The following is a 19,461-nucleotide window of genomic DNA, read 5'->3' as shown; positions in this document are numbered from 1 at the left end:
GTCTACCGCGCCTCTTGTCGTGCTTGCCACGCCCCGGCTCCTCGCCACTGCGCTTGTACCGGTCGCCCTCAGCTCCCTTCGACACCCGCACACCTCTCTTGTTGGCGCCCAACCCTATTTGCGCTGTGGTCCATGGGCGTCAATAGTAAAACTGCGTGTCATGCCTGATGGCCGCAGCACTATTCGACAGTGCCACCATTCCATCACACAACGATCCGACAACCTGAGGGGTACGCCATGTCGATCTCCCGCCGTTTACGCACCACCATCACTGGTTCAGCCATCGGCCTATCACTGAGCCTGAGCGCGAGCCCAGCGCTCAGTGACAGCCAGGCCATTCTCGAAGGCGAACGGTTCCATCCGGAAGTGAGCACCAGGGGAATGGTTGCGACCAGCCATTTCCTGGCTTCGGAGGTGGCCCGCGACGTGCTGGCCAACGGTGGCAACGCGGTGGATGCCGCCGTCACGGCAGGCTTTGCCCTGGCTGTCACCCAGCCACGTTCAGGCAATATCGGCGGCGGCGGCTTCATGCTGATCTCCGATGAGACAAGCGGCGATGTGATTGCCATCGACTATCGCGAGAAGGCCCCCAAGGCGGCCTACGAGACGATGTTTCAGGATGACAGCGGCGACGCCGTAGCCGAGCTGTCCCGCTATACCCACAACGCCGCCGGCGTGCCCGGAACGGTTGCCGGACTCGCCCTGGCGCTGGAGCAATACGGCACCATGACGCTGGCCGAGACGCTGGCGCCCGCCATCAAGCTCGCCGAGGACGGTTTCGCTGTGCCACAACGGTTCGTCGATGGCATCGAGAGCGCCAGTGAACGTTTCGAGCCCTGGGAAGCCAGTCGCGCCAAGTTCTTCAAGGAAGATGGTTCCCGTTACGAGGTAGGCGACATCTACCGCCAGCCAGACCTGGCAGCCACCCTGAAGCGAATTGCCGAACAGGGACCCAGGGAATTCTACGAGGGCGAGACCGCCCAGTTGATTGCGGCCGAAATGGAACGCCACGATGGCATGATGACCCTGGAAGACCTGGCCGGTTACCAGGCCACGGTGCGAGAGCCGGTGCACGGCAATTACCGGGGCTATGATGTCTACGCCATGAGCCCACCCTCCTCCGGCGGCGCCCATATCGTGCAGATACTCAACATGCTCGAGGGCGACGACATCGGAGCGCTGGGTTTCAACTCCGCGAGCACCATCCACCTGATGTCCGAAGCCATGAAGCGCGCCTATGCCGATCGCTCGCAGTACCTGGGAGATACCGACTTCGTCGACGTCCCCCTGGCCGGCCTGACGTCAGAAGACTATGCCGCTGAACTGCGCAGCGAGATCGCCGACGACCAGGCTACGCCGAGTGCCGATATCGCCCCCGGCAACCCGCTGCCCTACGAGTCCAACGAGACCACTCACTTCTCGATCGCCGACGGCAACGGCCTCGCGGTCTCCAATACCTACACCATCAACTTCAGCTATGGCTCGGGTATCGTGGTGGATGGCGCAGGCTTCCTGCTCAACAACGAGATGGACGATTTCTCCGCCAAACCGGGGGTACCCAATGCCTACGGGTTGATCGGCGGCGAAGCGAACAAGATCGAGCCTGAAAAGCGCATGCTGTCATCGATGACGCCCACCATCGTCAAGAAGGATGGCGAGAACTTCCTGATCACCGGCAGTCCAGGCGGATCGCGGATCATCACCACCACGCTGCAGGTGCTGATGAATGTCATCGATCATGGCATGAACATCCAGGCTGCGGTGAGCATGCCGCGCATCCACCATCAGTGGCTGCCTGACGAGATCCGCATCGAGCAGGGAATCAGCCCGGACACCATCCGGCTGCTCGAGAACATGGGCCACAGCGTCAGCCTGCAGGAAGCCATGGGCGCCGCTCAGTCCATCATGATCGAGGACGGCACCTTCTACGGCGGCGCCGACCCACGACGCTCCACCTCCTCTGCCATGGGGCTATAAAGGACGAAGACAGGCCGAAACATGCCAAGACAGCCCCCGATGACACTTCCACCACGCACCGGATGCGTCCCGCCGCCCTTCAAGGCGGGACGTGCCCAAAAAGGCGTGCCCAAGGCTCCCGGCCACGGGTGCTCAAAGGCCATGGCCTCCCGGCTTGCCTTGCCTCCTCAGCCTCAGCCTCAGCCTCACACTATGCGAAAGCCCGCGCCTGCCAGCACCTTGGCCAATCTCTGTGCTTCGCCCGTCAACTCGACGCTCAGGGTCGAGAACTCGCGGCGCAGCGGATAGCTGGCGCGGCACTGGTCGAACCCCTGAGCCGGCGAGCTGGTGGCGAGGGCCTGGGCCAGCCGGTCATGATCGCGTCTGGGCTCATATACCGCGCGCATGCAGGCGCGCAGCACCTCCTCGACCGGCAGCGCTCGCTGCCAGCTCATGCGCGCCAACGCGGGAGGAGGCAACAGCTCCTGGAGCGTGACGGCCTCATCCACACCAAGGTGTTTGACCAAGGCCTGATAGATCTGGTGAGTGCCACGCAGCTTGCCCTCCAGGCTGTGCCCTGCAATATGAGGAGTGCCCAGCATTACCTGGCGGGCCAGCGTCAGATCGATGGCCGGCTCCCGCTCCCATACATCCAGCAGGGCCGTCATATCGTTGTCGCGCTCGAGCCTCGCGCTCAGCGCCTGCCCATCGACGCAGTCACCGCGCCCGGCGTTGAGCAGCAGGCTGCCTGGTTTCAAGGCCTCGATGCGCCCTGCGTCCAGCAGGTGTCGGGTGGCGTGGGGCCCCTCCTTGACCAGCGGGGTATGCAGGCAAAGCACATCACAGCGCTCGATCAGCGTATCCAGGTCGACAAACCCTTGCTGACCTTCTCGGTCTGCCCGGGGAGGATCGCACAGCTCGTGGGCCACTCCCATGGCGGCCAGACGCGCCGCCAGACGCCCCCCCACATTACCGACACCCAGGATGCCCACCCGTTTATCGAGCAGCGACTCGCCCCGCCGCTCGCAGGCCAGGGCCAGAGCGGACAGCACATAATCCACCACTGGCTCGGCATTGCAGCCAGGCGCGCTGGCAAAGGCTATTCCACTCGACGCCAGCGCCTCGAGACTGACGTGATCGGTGCCGATGGTGCAGCTGCCAACGAAGGACAAGGGCGATCCCAGCGACCGCGCCTGGTTGATCAGCGCCTCATCCACTTGGGTAATGGAACGAATCACCAGCGCGCTGGCATCAGCCAGGTGATGGGCATTGATCTCGCGTCCCGGTACGCGCACCACCTCTCCCAGCAGGCCAAAACAAGCATCGGCAGCGGGCACGTTGGCGTCGACGACAATCTTCATGAACGGTTCCTGGCGGCAGGGCAATCGACAGCCCGACCCAAGATCGGGCTATTTGTGGATGAGCCTCAAGGGCTTACAATGGCCATCTTAACCGAAAAAAGACGGTGCTTGAGGCCCTCAGGTGCCGACCACTGCTGATAGACGGGAGTCGCCGTGATCGTCCGCTGGGAAACCGACCATGACTATGTCCTTGTGCATGTGCATCAGGACATGTTCGGCGACTGGATCTTCAGCCGTGCCTGGGGGCAGATCGGCACCCAGTTCGGCGGGCTCAAGCATCAGTTGGCCGATGACTATGCCCAGGCCATGATGTGGCTGGAAGACGAAAAGACCATCCTGACCTCGCGCGGTTTCAGCAAGGTCCTGGAAGCCGATGACCACAGCCCTGAAGGGCGTGAGGCCGTCGGTCAACTGTCGCTGCTGGACGCCAACTGACATGCCGCCAGCTGACGCCTCCACCACCAGCAACGCACTGGCAGCACGTTTGCGAGCCCTGCTGGAGGCCACTGAGACCCACCAGCTACCGCTGACCTACCAGCAGGCTGCCGAGGCACTGGGGCTGATGCCACCACGGACCATTCGCCGGGTTGCCGAGGCGCTGGAAGTCACCATCCACGAAGACGTGGCAGCGGGCCGCCCCTTGCTGGCCACTCTGGTGGTCAGCCGCCAGCCCCCTCACCTGCCTGGACCCGGCTTCTTCAGCCTGGCCGTTGCCCTGGGGCGCTTTCCCGAGCATCAGGACGATCACCCGCAGGCCTACCGCCAGGAGCTAGCCGCCGTCCTGGCCAGTCGGCGCTGACCTTGGTCAGCGACCGCCGAATACCCGCCTACCCCGTACCAGCCTTGCGCCGACGACATGGTCTGCCTCACCCGCTTCAGTCTGCTGGACCAGCGCCCGCCACGCGCTGTGATCAAGCAGACCGCGAGCATCCAGCCAACGAGCCACGCTGTCGGCGTCGACACGCCCCTCCAGCACATCATCGGGGCGCGTCTCGTCGATCAATACAGGGATGCGCTCGGCAAAGCGCTCCAGCAGCGCCTCATCGTCGCTGATCTCGACGCTGTCGATGGCAATGTCCTCCACCGACAGCGTCTTGACCAGCGCCGCCATCTGCTCGCACAGGTGGCAACCCAGCGTGGTGATCATCACCCAGCGCCCCATCACGATGCCCGATGGCGAATCAAGAAGCAGTGGTGAAGGTCGGGGCGCCGGCTGAAGTCCGGATCAAACGTCTGGCGTGAGATGTCCTTGATCTCGAAATGCTGCTCCAACGCCTCATCCATCTTGAACCGGCGCTGGTTGTTGGAGAACACCAGAGTGCCCTCTGGGGCCAGTCGCGCCATCGCCAGCTCGACCAAGCGGGGATGGTCACGCTGGATATCCAGCGTGTCGTCCATCTTCTTGGAGTTCGAGAAGGTCGGCGGATCCATGAAGATCAGATCAAATTCGCCCTTGGCCGTCTCCAGCCAGCGCAGGCAGTCGTCACGCACGACCCGGTGGCGTGACGGGTCGAGACGGTTGAGCGCGAAGTTGTCCCGGGCCCACTCCAGGTAGGTGTTGGACATGTCGACACTGACACTGTCGCTGGCACCGGCTTGACCCTCCTTGCCACTGCCGAGTGCCGCCTGCACCGTCGCCGTCGCGGTATAGCAAAACAGGTTGAGGAAGCGCTTGCCCGCGGCCATTTCCCCGAGCATCCGACGTACCGGACGATGATCCAGGAACAGACCGGTATCCAGGTAGTCACGCAGGTTGACCCAGAAACTCGCCTGCCCCTCGCTCACCTGAAAACGCTGCCCGCTGCGACCTTGCTTCTCGTACTGTGACTTGCCCTGCTGGCGCTGGCGCTGCTTGACCACGACCTTGCCGGGCTCCACGCCAAGCACATCGGGTATCACGCCAAGGGCATCATAGAGCCGACGCTGAGCCTGGGAGGCATCGATCGACTTGGGCGGCGCATACTCCTGTACATGCACATGGTCACCGTAGACATCGATGGCCAGGGCGTACTCGGGCATGTCGGCATCGTACAAGCGATAGCAACGCTCACCGCTTCGCTTGAGCCACTTGCGCAGTTTCTTCTGGTTCTTCTCCAGACGGTTGGCGAACATCTGCGCGCCTGAACTACGAGCCGGCTGTGTCGGGCTGTCGGCCTCGCCTGTCTCTCGACGGGAGTCACGCTCTGCACTGGGGTGTTCTGACCCCTGCCCTGGCTGCGGCTGCGAGCCTTTAGGCTCGGCGCTGGCACTGCCCTGGGGGTTGTGCGCAGCATCGTCGAAGGATGACGCAGGCCTCGCCTCCGTCGCCTTGTCTGTCAGCCCTTCCGCTGATGCAGATACATCGCCCTCACGACGCTGGCCAATGTCGATCAGCAGCAGCTTGGCGTCCAACGGCCCATTGCGCAGCGCATACTGCTTGTGGGCACGCATTCCCAAGCGGTGTCCCAGATCAGGGTTGCCGGTGAACAGCGCCAGCCGCCAGCCGGAAAAGTCCGCCTTGAGGCGCACACCAAGATCCGAGTACAGCCTGACCAGCTCCGGCAGCTCGCCGATTCGCTCACCATAAGGGGGGTTGCTGATCACCAGTCCAGGCAGCTCAGGGTCGAGTACCCGTGGACGTGACAGGCGCTGCACGCTGGCACCATCCAGGTGAATCAGTGCCGGAATGCCGGCTCGCATGGCGTTGGTCTTGGCGGCCGTCAGAGCGGGCGGGCTCTGGTCAAAGCCGAAGATCGACGACTGCGCGCGCTTGCGCCCAAAGCTTGCTCTCGCCTGGGCCTCTCGCAGCACCTCCTGCCACAGAGCTCGGTCGTGCCCGGCCCAGCGATGGAAACCGAAACGCTCACGAGACAGGTTGGGAGCCATGTCCGCCGCCATCAGCGCCGCTTCGATCAGCAGCGTCCCCGAACCGCACATGGGGTCGATCAGGGGCGCGCCCTGCTTGGCCAACTCAGGCCAGCCGGCACGTACCAGCAGGGCCGCCGCCAGGTTCTCCTTGAGCGGAGCATGGCCCGTGTCACGACGATAGCCGCGACGATGCAGACTATCGCCGGACAGGTCGATCCCCAGCACCAGGCGCCCCCGGTGAAGGTGCGCGTATAGACGCACGTCGGGTTGGCGAGTATCCACATCGGGGCGCGCCTGGCCCGAGGCGGTCAAGCGATCCACCACCCCATCCTTGACCGTCTGCGCACCGAAACGGGTATGGCGGATCTCCTCGCTGCGACCGTGGAAGTCCACCGCGATGGTCGCCCCGGGACGGACATGGCGCTGCCAGTCAATGGCCGCTGCCGCGTCGCGCAGGGAATCGGGAGTTTCCACCCCCTCGACGCGAGCCACGCAGAGGATGACCCGATTGGCCAGACGCGACCACAGACACGCTCGATAGGCACCCTCGAGGTCACCCTCGGCGTTGACTCCCGCCACGGTGGACTTACCAGGGGCGAGACCGAATGTCGCAAGCTCAGTGGCCAGCAACTGCTCGATGCCGCGTGGACAGGTCGCCAGAAGGTCTAACTTCTCAGGCACTTGCTTCTCCTACTGTGATGATGATCCTGCGAGTCATTTTTTGGCTAATCGTTCGATGACCGCTGGATGAACAGGTTGTTACAAAACAAACGTCGACAACGGCTCGTGGCTTACGCTATCAATGAAATGGTAGCTACGAGATACGACACATGTGATCCTGTCAACAAGCCTTCATTTCGTGCTTCTCACGCTAGAACGCACATCGCAAGGCTTGGGCATCACGGGCCCGTTCCACGCTCTTCCCCAATGTACGGCGGGAGCGGGTCGGATTGGTACCTTTGTCACGAGGTAGACCCATGAAACGACAGAAACGTGATCGCTTCCAGCGCGCCTATGTACACGGCTATAAGGCAGGCCTCTCGGGTAGATCCCGAGACGATTGCCCCAGCCAGGACATCAATCTACGGGAGTACTGGATGAGCGGTTGGCGTGAAGGTCGTGGGGACCAGTGGTCGGGCATGACAGGAGTGTCCGGCATTCACAAGAACCCCATGGTGCTCTGATAACGCTGTACTGTTGAGGTAAGGGAAAGACCCCGTAAGCCCATGGCCGTCAGTGCCATGGGCTTTTTGCTGCCACATTCTGCAGCACTTGTTTCAGCAACATCGCCACGCTCTTGCCCGCGGCCCCGCCAGACAACCTGCCTGGCGATGCTCCGCTAGCGGCTGGACGCCAACGCCCTCGCCGTTTCACGGACCAGCGCCGGGCCACGATAGATAAAGCCGGAATAGAGCTGCACCAGATCCGCGCCAGCCTGCCGCTTGGACACCGCCGCCTGGCCGCTGTCCACACCACCGACACCGATGATGGGCAGCTGCGGCAACGCCTCGCGTAGCTGAGCGATGACGCGGTTGGACGCATCCAGCACCGGACATCCTGACAGGCCACCTTGCTCGTCGGCATGTTCAAGCCCCGCCACCGCCTCACGCGATACCGTGGTGTTGGTCGCAATGACCGCATCGATACCGTTGCTGGCCAGCGCGCCAGCCACCAGACGCACCTCATCCTCATCCATGTCCGGCGCAATCTTGACGGCCAGCGGCACCCGGCGCCCGCTACGCTCGTCCAGGCGTGTTCCCGCTTCTCGCAGACTGGCCAGCAGGCGGTCCAGGTGGTCACCGAACTGCAGGTTGCGCAATCCCGGCGTATTCGGGGACGAAATGTTCACTGCCACATAGTCGGCGTGATCGTGGACTCGCTCGAGGCAGTAAAGATAGTCGGCCTCAGCGTCTTCCACCGCCGTGGTCAGGTTCTTGCCGATATTGATGCCGATGACGCCGCGATAGCGGCTGGCCTTGACCCGCTCCACCAGATGGTCGACACCGTGGTTATTGAAGCCCATGCGATTGATGATCGCGCCGCGCTCCGGCAGCCGGAACAGCCTCGGTTTGGGGTTACCGGACTGCGCTCGCGGCGTCACGGTGCCTACTTCCACGAAACCAAAGCCCAGCGCCCCAAGCGCATCGAGGTGGTCAGCATTCTTGTCCAACCCGGCCGCCAGACCAATACGGTTGGGAAAGGTCAGCCCCATCACGGTGGTCGGGTCATCTACCGGCGCTCCCGCCATCCATCGCGTGGCCTTGACCCGCGCCGCCCAGTCCAGTGACGTAAGCGAGAGGTCATGAGCCCGTTCAGGGTCGAGGCGAAACAGCAGAGAGCGGGCGAGATCGTACATGACATCTCCGGAACGAGAAAAAGACGAGGGCGTGCGGCCGGGCGCGAGTATAGCGCAGCCACGCCTTCACGACGACGCCCTGCATCAAGGGTCATGAATTTTGCCCCAGCGAGCTTTCCTCCCCGGGGCAATCAACGCTCGTTCAATGGCCGATATCGCCGTCAGTAAACAGAAACTCGCGCAGATACTTGTCCATGACGGGATCCTTGCGACGCAGCCACTCCAGGGTCATGGCAGCGTGTTCCTTCTCCTCATCGCGGTTATGTTCGAGGATCTTGCGTAGATCGTCGTCCTTGCAGGCATCTACACGCTGGTTGTACCAGTCTACCGCCTCCAGTTCCTCCATCAGCGACACGATGGCGCGATGGTAATCACGGGTCTGAGCCGTCAGCTCTTCCACCGGCTCATGATAGCCCTCGCTCGATCCGGCCATGTGCAACTCCTTTTCTTTGCAAACAGTTGTGGTCTACTGGTGTCCTGATTCACACGTTGGTGGCAAAGGACTTCTGCCCAATCAACGTAGGACACGAACGTTGCCTTGTCAGTCAGCAACATATGCCGGGAGGGACCATGACAGAAGTGACCGAGACCTTTGAAAGCCAGCTGTCGCGCATCCACCTGGCCCTGGAAGATGAAAACTCGCAGGAAGTCTCCGATGTCCTCGAGGATCTCGAACCTGCCGAGGTAGCTCTGCTGCTTGAGTCGCTGCCGCTGAGCGAGCGCATAAAGCTGTGGGAACAGGTGCCATCAGAGGACGATGGCGAAGTACTGCTGCACGTTCACGATGAGGTCCGCAGCACCCTCATCGAGGACATGGATCCAGAGGAAATCGTGGCGGCCACCGCCTCACTGGACACCGCTGACCTGGCCGAGCTGTTCGAGGACCTGCCCAAGCAGGTGGCCGAGGACATGCTGCGTACCATGGACGAAATGCAGCGCACACGCCTGCAGGAGACGCTGTCGTTCGAGGAAGACAGCGCCGGTCGCCTGATGCGCACCGACGCCATTGGGGTACGCTCGGACGTGACGCTGGAAACCGTACAGCGCTTCCTGCGCTGGAAGGAGTCGATTCCGGACAACACCGACAACCTGATGGTGGTGGATAGGATCGGCCACTTCGTTGGGGTCTTGCCATTGGCCCGACTGGTCTCCCACGACCAGGAAACGTCGGTGGTCGAGCTGATGGACGCCGACGTCGACGTCATCCAGGGGGATATGAAAGCCCGCGACGTCGCCACCCTGTTCCAGACCCACGACCTGACGTCGGCACCCGTGGTGGACAACGATGGGATGTTGCTCGGCCGTATCGTCATCGACGACATCGTCGACGTCATCCAGGAAAACTCCGAACAGGCGCTGATGAACATGGCCGGCCTGGATGAAGAGGAAGACCTCTTCGCCCCGGTGTTGCCCAGCGCCAAACGCCGTGCCGTGTGGCTGGGCATCAACCTGCTGACGGCTTTCCTGGCGGCGTGGGTCATCGGGCAGTTCGAAGATGCGCTGGAGAAGGTGGTGGCGCTGGCGGTGCTGATGCCCATCGTCGCCAGCATGGGCGGTATCGCCGGCAGTCAGACTCTGACACTGGCCATCCGTGGTCTGGCTCTGGGACAGATCAGCAAGACCAACAGCAACTGGCTGCTCAGAAAGGAAGTCGGCATCGCCTTGCTCAACGGCGTGGTGTGGGCGCTGGTGGTCGCCGTACTGGCGGTCCTCTGGTTCAAGAGCATGGCCATTGGCGCCATCATCGCCGCCGCCCTGGTGATCAACATGCTGGCTGCCGGCGTCTGCGGCATCGTGATTCCGCTGATTCTCAAGCGCATGAACATCGACCCGGCCCTGTCGGGCTCGGTCATCCTGACCACGGTCACGGATGTCATCGGCTTCATGTCATTCCTGGGCCTGGCGACCATCTTCCTGCTCTAACCCCCATCGCCCCACCAAGCCATGGCTGGCTTGGTGGGGCACGCGGCCCCCTCTCTGCCGGTGATGGCCGGTGATGGCCTCAGCTCTGTATCGCCCACCGCGAATTCATGCCTGGCACCGCCTCGTTACCCGCGGCAGGCATCTGTCTCCTTTAAGCGACATATGGCGTCGCAATCTCTCTACTCTTGTGCTGATTGCTGTATTCGTTAGCATGGTCACCAAGGCGCACGGATATTGCGCCGGTCTGCACTGTCCCGAACGGAAAAAGGAGAGACCGCATGATGACCAAGACCCGCTCCATGATGCTCGTGCTGGGCGCCGCTTCTCTGGTAGGCCTGGCTGGCTGTGCCAGCGATAGCGCGTCAATGGAAAAACAGAGCACCGACTACATCGTCACCGGACTCGGCGACGATCGTCAGGAGGCGCTGGAAGAGGCCAAGGAACGCGCACTGGAGCAGTGCGAGGCCCAGGATCGTGATGAGTTCATCATTGAAGAGCAGCAAGTGCTGGGTCCCAACACCAGCGCCGAGAAGCGTGAACGCGCTGAGGCCATGGTCGAAGGCGGCACCGTCAGCGAGGACACCAACCTGGCCGCGCTGAACGACGACAGTGCCGAGTTCAAGGCGATCTGGAGCATCAGCTGCCGCTGATATCAGCATTCCAGCAACGGCCATGACTAAAGAAGGGCGCCCCGAGGGGCGCCCTTCTTGTTGTCTACCATCAGCTGTCTACCATAACGACTGCCAACAGGCAGCAGCAGTGAGGGCATCAGTGTGATGCCCTCGACGGCGCACGGGTGATGGCGGTTACACCTCGCTGTTGCTCTCTGCCAGGTCGACCAGTTCGCGCACAGCCACGGCGAACAGCGGGAAGCCACCCTGGGCGCCACTCTCGACCTCGTTGATCAGACGACACCAGCGCTTGTGCATCGACTCATGATGCTTGAGCCACTGCTCGACACGCCCGGCGGTATCACGCGCACCGCTTTCCATGGTCAACACGCTGGCGGTCAAGGCCATCTGCTGACGCTCGATATCGTCGCGGAAGGTCTCGCGGGCCTTGGACTGCCAGCCATCCTTCACCGGCAGAGCGGTCACCTGCTGGATCATCCAGGGAAGTTCCAGGCGAGCCCCGATCTCGTAGCAGACCTCGGCCACTTTCTGCGGCTTCTCGTTGACCTGGCGCGCGGTCTGGATAATACCCAGCGCCGTGTACAGGCTATCGGTGGCGGCGACGGTCGATGCCAGGGCCTCAGGCACTCCTGCTGCGACCAGTTCATCACGGCGGGCCTGCCAGGCCTCAAGGTCTTCACCGCGCAGGCGCTTGCCGATATTCTCCTGCAGCTGAGCGATGCGCGGTGCAAAGTACTCGATGCAATCCGCGGCAGACTGGCCAGAACGGTTACGCAGGAACCAGCGTGACGCCCGGCGGATCATCCGCATCAGGTCCAGCATCATGCTGTACTGGATGTCCGTGGACACCTTGTTGTCCAGCGCCTCGATCTGTTCCCACAGCTTCGGCAACTGGAAGCTGTCTCGGGCAATCACGTAGGCACGGGCAATATCGGCACGTCCCATCCCGGTGGAGTCGATCAACCGGCGCGTGAACACGATGCCCATATGGTCGACCAGATCGTTGGCCAGCTGGGTCGCGACAATTTCACGCTTGAGGCGGTGGCTGAACACCTGGTCACGGTAGCGCTCCACCAGACTCTGGGGGAAGGCCCGCGCGGCATGCTGCGCAATCACTTCGTCGTCAGGCACGTCCGAGGCGATCAAATCGCCCTTGAGGGTGCTCTTGGCGTAAGAGATCAGCACCGACAGCTCCGGCAACACCATGCCTTGATCGTTGGCGGCCCGCTCCTGAAGTTCTTCGTCGGACGGCAGGAACTCCAGCTCACGGTCGATCTGACCTGCGGCTTCGAGCTCGCTGATGAAGCGACGATAGGGACCGATGCCCTGCAGCGACAAACGCTCGGAGAGATCCAGCGCCTGGGTCTGACGATAGTTGTCGGTCAGCACCAGCTCACTGACTTCCTCGGTCATGTCCGCCAGCAGCTGATTACGCTGCTTCTCGGTCATGTCGCCGTTGGCCACCACTTCATCGATCAGGATCTTGATGTTGACCTCGTGATCGGAACAGTTGACCCCGCCCGCGTTGTCGATGAAGTCGGTGTTGACCCGCACACCCCGAGTGGCAGCTTCCATGCGCCCACGCTGGGTCAGGCCAAGGTTACCGCCCTCGCCCACTACCTTGCAGTTGAGCTCATTGCCATTGATGCGCAGCACGTCGTTGGCCTTGTCACCGACCTCGGCATCGGTTTCGGTACTGGCCTTGACGTAGGTACCAATGCCGCCGTTCCAGATCAGGTCGACGCGGGAGCGCAGCATGGCCTGAATCAAGTCATTGGGTGCCAGCTTGTCCTCGGTAATACCGAAGGCGTCTTTCATCTGCGGCGTGATGCTGATGGACTTGGCCGCACGGGAGAAGATGCCACCGCCCTCGGAGATCAGGCTCTCGTCGTAGTCCTGCCAGCTGGAGCGAGGCAGCTCGAACAGACGCTTGCGCTCCTTGAAGCTGGACGCGGCGTCCGGCGTCGGATCGACGAAGATATGCAGGTGGTTGAAGGCCCCGACCAGGCGAATGGTCTCGGACAACAGCATGCCATTGCCGAACACGTCGCCCGCCATGTCGCCGATACCGACGACACTGAATTCGTCGGACTGGGTGTCGATCCCAAGACCGCGGAAGTGACGCTTGACCGACTCCCAGGCCCCCTTGGCGGTGATCCCCATCTTCTTGTGGTCATAGCCGTTGGCACCGCCGGAGGCGAAGGCATCGCCCAGCCAGTGGCCGTACTCCAGGGAAATCTCGTTGGCGATATCAGAGAAGGTTGCCGTGCCCTTGTCCGCCGCCACGACCAGGTAGGGGTCGGCGTCATCATGGCGCACCACGTTCTGGGGCGGAACTACCTCGCCGCCGACCAGATTGTCGGTCACGTCCAGCAAGGCGCGAATGAAGGTCTGATAGCAGGCAATGCCTTCCTTCTGCACCGTTTCACGATCGGCCCCCTCGGGCATGCGCTTGCAGACAAAGCCGCCCTTGGCACCGACCGGCACGATCACCGAGTTCTTGACCTGCTGCGCCTTGACCAGCCCCAGCACTTCGGTGCGGAAGTCCTCGTGGCGATCGGACCAGCGCAGGCCGCCGCGGGCCACCTTGCCACCGCGCAGGTGGACCCCTTCGACCCTGGGAGAACACACGAAGATCTCGAACATCGGGCGCGGCTTGGGCATGCCCGTCACCTTGGACGGCTCCAGCTTGAAGGCCAGGTAATCCTTGAAGCCGCCCTCGTCGGTCTTCTGGTAATAGTTGGTCCGTAGCGTCGCCATGATCAGCTCTACATAGCGGCGCAGCAGACGATCGTCGTTGAGGCTGGCCACATCGTCGAGCAGGGTGTTGATGCGCTCGACGCATGCCTCGACCTCGCCTTCGTCAGGACGATCCTCTGGGTCAAAGCGCAGTTCGAACAGGGTCACCAGCTCGCGGGTGATGTGCGGATGCGCGACCAGCGTATTGGCGATGAAATTCTGAGAGATGCCGAAGCGAATCTGCTTGAGGTAGCGCGCATAGGAGCGCAGCATCGCGACCTCACGCCAATCCAGATTGGCACCAATGATCAAGCGGTTGAAGCGATCATTGTCCGCCTCACCGGCCCAGATACGCTGGAAAGCCTCGACAAACGGCTTGCGCATCTCCTGCAGATTGACCTCGGTGGCCGTGTGATGCTCCAGATCGAAGTCATGGATCCAGTAGCTCGCATCCACGGCTTCGACCTCGTAGGGTCGCTCACCGATCACTCGCAGGCCAAGGTTTTCCATCATCGGCAGAACGTCAGACAGCGGAATCTGGCTGCCCTTGTGGAACAGCTTGAGATTGACGCCGCTGCCCTCTTCTTCGATCAGCCGATACAGCGACAGTGCCAGCGGCTTGCCGTTGTCGAGCTCGCCGATGTGCTGCAGGTCATAGACCGCGGTGCGGGCGCTGAAATCGTCCTGGTAACCCGCCTGGAAAGCGTCACGGAAGCGGGCCAGCAGATGATTGGCCTGTTCCTCGCCGTATCCATCGATGGCCGCATTGAGCAGATCATCACGCCAGTTGCGAGCCAGTCGAGCCAGCTTCTCTTCGAGCGCCTTGATGTCGTAGTCGCTTGGCGCCTCTCCGTTAAAACGCAGGATGAACTGGATACGTGCCAGCACCGACTCGGACAGGTACGTATTGAAGTCACCGAAGGTAGCGTCGAGTTCTTCGCACAGCACCCGCTGCAGCCGCAGTCGCAGCTCGGTGGAGAACACATCACGAGGCACAAACACCAGGCAGGAGTAGAACTGGCCGAAGCGATCCTCGCGAATGAACAGACGCACGCGGCGACGCTCGCGGATGTCGAGAATGCCCAGTGCCGTCTGCGCCAGCTCGTCGGTGTCGATCTGGAATAGGTCATCGCGCGGATAGACCTCCAGAATCTGCGTCAGCTGCTTGCCGTTATGGCCCTTGGGGTTGAAGCCGGCAATGTCCATGACCGCCTTGAGCTTACGCCGAAGGATCGGAATGTGGCGCGGAGAGTCGTTGTACACCCCGGACGTGAACAGGCCAAGGAAGCGGCGCTCGCCGATCACGTTACCCTGGTCGTCGTAGCGATCGATGGTGACGTAGTCCGGGTAGGTCGGACGGTGCACCCGCGCATGAAATGCGCTCTTGGCAAAGGACAGCAGCTGCGGAACCAGGACGTAACGATCCCCCTCGACCCCCTGGTCGGTGCGGATACGCTGGCGATACTGCGCCTCGGACAGGCGGAACAGTCCTAGTTCGCTGCCGTCCACTTGATTGAGACTCTGCCCCCCATTGGACCCATCGACGCTGAATTCGTCATAGCCCAGGAAGGTAAAGTTGTCTTCCAGCATCCACTCCAGGAAGGCCACCGCCTCGGCGTGGTCGTCCTTGTTCACCGGTCCGGGGCAGCAGGTGTTCAGCTCATCGATGGCTTCGCGGATGCGCGCACGCATCGGCTCGAAATCCGCCACGGCAGTGCGGACTTCCTGCAAGACTTCCTGCAGGCTCTGCTCGATGGCGGCCAGCTCGGCGGGATCGGAGTGGCGGTCGACCTCGATGGCGATCAGCGACTCGCGCTGCTCCGGTGCGTCCTTGTCACGCGGAGACGCCAGGCGCACCACCCGGTGCTGCTCGTCCCGGGCCACCGACAGCACCGAGTTGTGGATCGCATGCACCGTCATGCCACGGCGATTCAGCTCGATACGCACGGAATCCACCAGAAACGGCATGTCCTTATGCAACACGGCCACGAAGGTGTGGGTCGATTGCCAGCCGTGCTCCTCGAAGTCAGGGTTCATCACCTTGACCTTGGGCGAGGCAGGATCAAACTGCTGCAGGAAGTGCCATACCGAGAGAGTGGCGCCGTAGAGATCGTCCAGGCGACGCTCGGTCAGATCTTCCAGCGGAATCGTGGAGTAGAAGTGACGAGCGAAGTTACTCACCTGGCCGGCCTTGTCCTGATCGAGTCGCCCCTCGAGCCTTTCCTCGAGCTGCTTCAGCAGATCTTCGCGACTGTCATCCTGTGCGACGTGTAACATCCTCACCTCGGTTGGCGGCGGCCACTTCACTGTGGCCAGTTGAATGGTTATGACGAGCGTAGTGCATGGTCGCCAAGCTTACGGCAATCCCTTCCTCTCCCCCATCCAGATGCCCGCCTTCTCATGGAGCATGACGGTTGCGCATCGGTCTTGACAGCGGCCTCAGCTTGCGCCTTGGTGCTAGCGGCGCTCCAGCAGTACGCCACATTCACAATGATGGGTGAAAGGAAACTGGTCAAACAGAGCAAACCTCACCACATCATGGGTCTGGGTCAGCTGTTCAAGATTGTCGGCCAGGGTGTCAGGGTTGCAGGAAATATAGACGATACGCTGATACTCGCTCAGCTGTGCGCAGCTGTCGGCGTCCAGGCCGGCCCGCGGGGGATCGACCAGCACTGTCGAGAAGTCATAGCCGTCCAGGGCCATTTCGTCGACACGTCGTCCGCCCTTGTCCCCTTTCAGCGCAGCCGAGAAATCCTCGGCGGACATCCGGGCGACGACGGCGTTGGTCACCTGGTTGGCCTCCAGATTGACCTTGGCACTGGCCACTGATGTGCGCGAAATCTCGGTGGCGAGGACCCGACGGAAGTTCTCGGCCAGCGCGATGGTGAAGTTGCCATTGCCGCAATAGAGCTCTACCAGGTCACTGTGCTGGCTCCCGGCGGTGACATCGCGGGCCCAGCTCAGCATGGCGGAGCAGATCTGTGCATTGGGCTGGGTGAAGCTGTTTTCGACCTGCTGGTAGTGCAGGGTACGGCCATCCACCTCCAGACGCTCCCACACGTGATCGCGCGTCAGCACAATACGCTGCTTGCGCGATCGGCCGATGATCATCACTCCAAGCGCCTGCTCCAGCGCGCGCGCATCCGCCTCCCAGTCGTCCTCCAGCGGGCGGTGGTAGATCAGGCTGACCAAGGTTTCCCCCGCCAGCGTCGAGAGAAACTCAACCTGAAACAGCTTGCGCCGCATCACCGGGTTGTCGCGTATGGCATCCAGCAGGGCTGGCATCAGGGCGTTGATCCGCTCGCTGGCCACGGCGAACTGATCCATACGCACCAGCGCCTTGTCAGAAGGATCGTCGGGATTGACCTCGAACATCACATAGTAGAGATCATCCCCTTCGTGCCACACCCTGAACTCGCAGCGTTGGCGATAGTGGCTCGGCGGTGACGGATAGACCTCGAGGGCCGGCGGCGAGAAGCGGGCAAACTGAGCTTCCAGGCGCTCGCGCTTGGCGTCTAGCTGTTCGGTATAGCGTTCAGGGTCAACAACAGGTATGGCCACAATGACTCCGCAACAAACATTGGATAGTAGAGAAACCAGAGAAAAACAGGGTAGACAGACAGCGTCGGCAGCAAGCGCTGTCAGCAAGAACCGTCATAACGAGCTGTCATAAAGCGCTGTCATAAAGCGCTCTCATCAAGAACTGCCAGAACGAGCAGCGACCAAGGCGACATCAAGACGGCATCAGGGCGACATCAAGACGACATTGGATGTCCGGCTCTGCTTTATCCGACCCAGCGCAACCCGGCCCAGCGCAACCCGGCCCAGCGCAACCCGGCCCAGCGCTGCCCGACCCCGCCGGACAGCCTCAAGGCTGGCACGCACAGGCTCCACGTCAGGCAGACGCTTTACACCTTCGGCAGCTGGCGAACCGCGTCGAAACCAAAGCGCGACAGCCCAGGCTCCAGCGCCGGCGACGATGCCGTCAGCCAGGCGCACTGCGCTCCCTGGCGCGCATCGGGTTGCTGCATCACTTGAACCGTGCGCCGGGCAATGGCGTCCCCCGAGTCGATCCAGGTGATGGCTCGCGGCATGACCTCGTCCAGCCAAGGCAACAGCAGGGGAAAATGGGTACAGCCGAGCACGACCGTATCCACCAGCGGATCGTCGATCAGCGGCGCCAGGGCGTGACGCACCACCTCAAGATCCACCGCTCGCCCTGCCAGCTGGTGCTCAGCCTGGGTCACCAGCGCATCTGCGGCGACCTTCTTTACCCGACAATGAGGGGCGTAGCTATCGATCAGTCGCTGCGTGTACGGCCTTGATACCGTCGCACTGGTGGCCAACAACGCCAGACAGCCGCTGCGTGATGCCAACGCAGCAGGCTTGATGGCGGGTACGGTACCCACCACGGGCAGCGCAAGACGTTCACGAAGCTCGTTGAGCGCCAGCGTGCTGGCGGTATTGCAGGCCACCACCAGGGTATCTGCAGAGGTCGCGTCGACGGCGGCAGCACACACCGCAACGATACGCTGGACCAGCCAGTCATCAGGGCGGATGCCATAGGGCATCATGGCGTTGTCACAGCAATACGCCATTGCTGTCTCGGGCAGGTGCTGGCGCAGCGACCGAACCACCGACAGCCCGCCAACCCCTGAGTCGAAAACCAGTACAGGACCCGCCATCAGTCCCCCACGCCATCAACGATCACACGAAGGCCCATCCTCGGCGACGATGGGCCCTTGGTACGGCGACGAAGAAGATATTGAACGGGAGCAGACACAGGATATGGCGCCATGATCATCATGGCGCCATTCTACCCGAGAGGATGCAGCGGAGTCAGCAGCAGCGCGAGTCAAGCGCCACCGCCGTTACCGCCATTTACCCTGGAGTGACGTGTCAGATGGAAGGTTGCGGGCGCACCGACTGTCAGGCCGGCATGGGTTCTTCCCTGAGCTCTGCGTAGAGTTCCGGGTAGGCCCCCTGCAGCCTCTCGAGCTCAGAGGTGGCGTGTTCCGGCAAGGCATGCGCCAGCCGTTCGAGGTCCTCGTCAGAGAAGTGCTCGCTGATCAGCGGAAACAGCTCTTCCCGTTCCTGGCGCAGGTAGGTCCGGTGGCTGTCGAGGTAGTCGCGCAGGTCGCTGGAGAACTGGTCCATGGGAACAGCGACGTCCATCAGAATCATGTCGATGTCGCGAGACAGGCGGGAGAGCCTTGCCTTGAGCTTGCGGTAGTCTCCGGAGAGGCGCTCGGCGATGTCTTCGCTGGCTGGCGCCACCTCCCTGAGGCGATCGGTACAGATCTGTTCCAGCGGCAGCGTGAAGCCTGCCATGTAGTCGAGAATGTAATCGACCACCTCCCTGACAAGCTGGAAATTGGGCCGCTCTCCCTGAGCGAGGGTCTTTTGCTTGAGTTGCAGGACGTGCAGTATGCGCGCCATGTTGGCGTGATCCCGTCGCAGTTGCTTTAGCATGGGCATGACGGAAACCTCCTGTGGTCAGCGTGAGCTGAAGGCACCCTAGCTTAGACTGGCCTTCTCGGATCAGGTTCCGGATCGATCACACACCGGAATGTATCACCCTAGACGCATAATCACGTTTCTGCCCGACGAATTCCACCACATAAGTAATGAACGATTTCTTACAATC

General features: G+C 62.1%; 15 protein-coding genes. 6 read left to right on the top strand and 9 right to left on the bottom strand.

Annotated elements, in window-relative coordinates; genetic code table 11:
• Positions 1–237 precede the first annotated feature (237 nt).
• Positions 238–1,977, top strand: a complete 1,740-nt coding sequence (gene ggt, locus KUV86_RS04750) for a gamma-glutamyltransferase (RefSeq protein ID WP_222483788.1) — start codon at positions 238–240, stop codon at positions 1,975–1,977.
• Between the two features lie 185 nt (positions 1,978–2,162).
• Here ggt and pdxB read toward each other — a convergent pair whose 3' ends face one another.
• On the bottom strand, positions 2,163–3,317 hold the full coding sequence (pdxB, locus tag KUV86_RS04745; RefSeq protein WP_222483786.1) for a 4-phosphoerythronate dehydrogenase PdxB: 1,155 nt from the start codon (positions 3,315–3,317) through the stop codon (positions 2,163–2,165).
• A gap of 153 nt (positions 3,318–3,470) precedes the next feature.
• Between pdxB and KUV86_RS04740 the strand changes: the two genes are divergently transcribed.
• Positions 3,471–3,752 carry a hypothetical protein gene (locus KUV86_RS04740; protein WP_206942730.1) on the top strand — a complete coding sequence of 94 codons (282 nt, stop codon included), beginning with the start codon at positions 3,471–3,473 and terminating at the stop codon, positions 3,750–3,752.
• A gap of 1 nt (position 3,753) precedes the next feature.
• Complete coding sequence (locus KUV86_RS04735) at positions 3,754–4,116, top strand: hypothetical protein (RefSeq protein ID WP_222483785.1); 363 nt, start codon at positions 3,754–3,756, stop codon at positions 4,114–4,116.
• Positions 4,117–4,122: 6 nt separating this feature from the next.
• On the opposite strand, the gene KUV86_RS04730 is transcribed toward KUV86_RS04735, so the two are convergent.
• Together KUV86_RS04730 and rlmKL are read right to left on the bottom strand one after the other, a co-directional pair.
• The gene (locus tag KUV86_RS04730) at positions 4,123–4,464 is read right to left on the bottom strand and encodes a glutaredoxin family protein (RefSeq protein ID WP_206942734.1); all 342 of its coding nucleotides are present in this window, start codon (positions 4,462–4,464) and stop codon (positions 4,123–4,125) included.
• Between the two features lie 14 nt (positions 4,465–4,478).
• Positions 4,479–6,845: a bifunctional 23S rRNA (guanine(2069)-N(7))-methyltransferase RlmK/23S rRNA (guanine(2445)-N(2))-methyltransferase RlmL gene (rlmKL, locus tag KUV86_RS04725; protein ID WP_222483784.1), complete on the bottom strand. Its 2,367-nt coding sequence runs from the start codon at positions 6,843–6,845 to the stop codon at positions 4,479–4,481.
• Between the two features lie 296 nt (positions 6,846–7,141).
• On the opposite strand from rlmKL, the gene rmf reads away from it, so the two are divergent.
• Positions 7,142–7,348: a ribosome modulation factor gene (gene rmf / locus KUV86_RS04720; RefSeq protein WP_045994893.1), complete on the top strand. Its 207-nt coding sequence runs from the start codon at positions 7,142–7,144 to the stop codon at positions 7,346–7,348.
• A gap of 155 nt (positions 7,349–7,503) precedes the next feature.
• On the opposite strand, the gene KUV86_RS04715 is transcribed toward rmf, so the two are convergent.
• Both KUV86_RS04715 and KUV86_RS04710 read right to left on the bottom strand, forming a co-directional pair.
• Positions 7,504–8,520 carry a quinone-dependent dihydroorotate dehydrogenase gene (locus tag KUV86_RS04715; RefSeq protein ID WP_206942738.1) on the bottom strand — a complete coding sequence of 339 codons (1,017 nt, stop codon included), beginning with the start codon at positions 8,518–8,520 and terminating at the stop codon, positions 7,504–7,506.
• A 142-nt stretch (positions 8,521–8,662) separates the two neighbouring features.
• Positions 8,663–8,953, bottom strand: a complete 291-nt coding sequence (locus KUV86_RS04710; RefSeq protein WP_206942740.1) for an encapsulin-associated ferritin-like protein — start codon at positions 8,951–8,953, stop codon at positions 8,663–8,665.
• 137 nt (positions 8,954–9,090) lie between these two features.
• On the opposite strand from KUV86_RS04710, the gene mgtE reads away from it, so the two are divergent.
• Together mgtE and KUV86_RS04700 are read left to right on the top strand one after the other, a co-directional pair.
• Positions 9,091–10,443 (top strand): magnesium transporter, encoded by a 1,353-nt coding sequence (gene mgtE / locus KUV86_RS04705; RefSeq protein WP_206942742.1) that lies wholly within the window; start codon positions 9,091–9,093, stop codon positions 10,441–10,443.
• A 278-nt stretch (positions 10,444–10,721) separates the two neighbouring features.
• Positions 10,722–11,093, top strand: coding sequence for a hypothetical protein (locus tag KUV86_RS04700; protein ID WP_206942744.1), 372 nt, complete (start codon positions 10,722–10,724; stop codon positions 11,091–11,093).
• Between the two features lie 156 nt (positions 11,094–11,249).
• Here the strand turns inward: KUV86_RS04700 and KUV86_RS04695 are convergent, their stop codons facing one another.
• The 4 genes from KUV86_RS04695 to KUV86_RS04680 all read right to left on the bottom strand — a co-directional run bounded on the left by KUV86_RS04695 (position 11,250) and on the right by KUV86_RS04680 (position 19,286).
• Positions 11,250–16,091: an NAD-glutamate dehydrogenase gene (locus KUV86_RS04695; RefSeq protein ID WP_222483781.1), complete on the bottom strand. Its 4,842-nt coding sequence runs from the start codon at positions 16,089–16,091 to the stop codon at positions 11,250–11,252.
• A 180-nt stretch (positions 16,092–16,271) separates the two neighbouring features.
• Positions 16,272–17,375, bottom strand: coding sequence for a tRNA (uridine(54)-C5)-methyltransferase TrmA (gene trmA, locus KUV86_RS04690; RefSeq protein ID WP_206942748.1), 1,104 nt, complete (start codon positions 17,373–17,375; stop codon positions 16,272–16,274).
• 347 nt (positions 17,376–17,722) lie between these two features.
• A complete protein-coding gene (gene murI, locus KUV86_RS04685; protein ID WP_222483779.1) occupies positions 17,723–18,499 on the bottom strand; it encodes a glutamate racemase in 777 nt (258 codons plus the stop codon).
• Positions 18,500–18,743: 244 nt separating this feature from the next.
• Complete coding sequence (locus tag KUV86_RS04680; protein ID WP_206943167.1) at positions 18,744–19,286, bottom strand: hemerythrin domain-containing protein; 543 nt, start codon at positions 19,284–19,286, stop codon at positions 18,744–18,746.
• Positions 19,287–19,461 lie beyond the last annotated feature (175 nt).

This window comes from Halomonas sp. DP8Y7-3, from assembly GCF_019801675.1.
Classification (GTDB): domain Bacteria; phylum Pseudomonadota; class Gammaproteobacteria; order Pseudomonadales; family Halomonadaceae; genus Halomonas; species Halomonas litopenaei_A.
The sequence above is the reverse complement of the archived record's forward strand: the minus strand, read 5'-3'. Positions and strand labels throughout refer to the sequence as shown.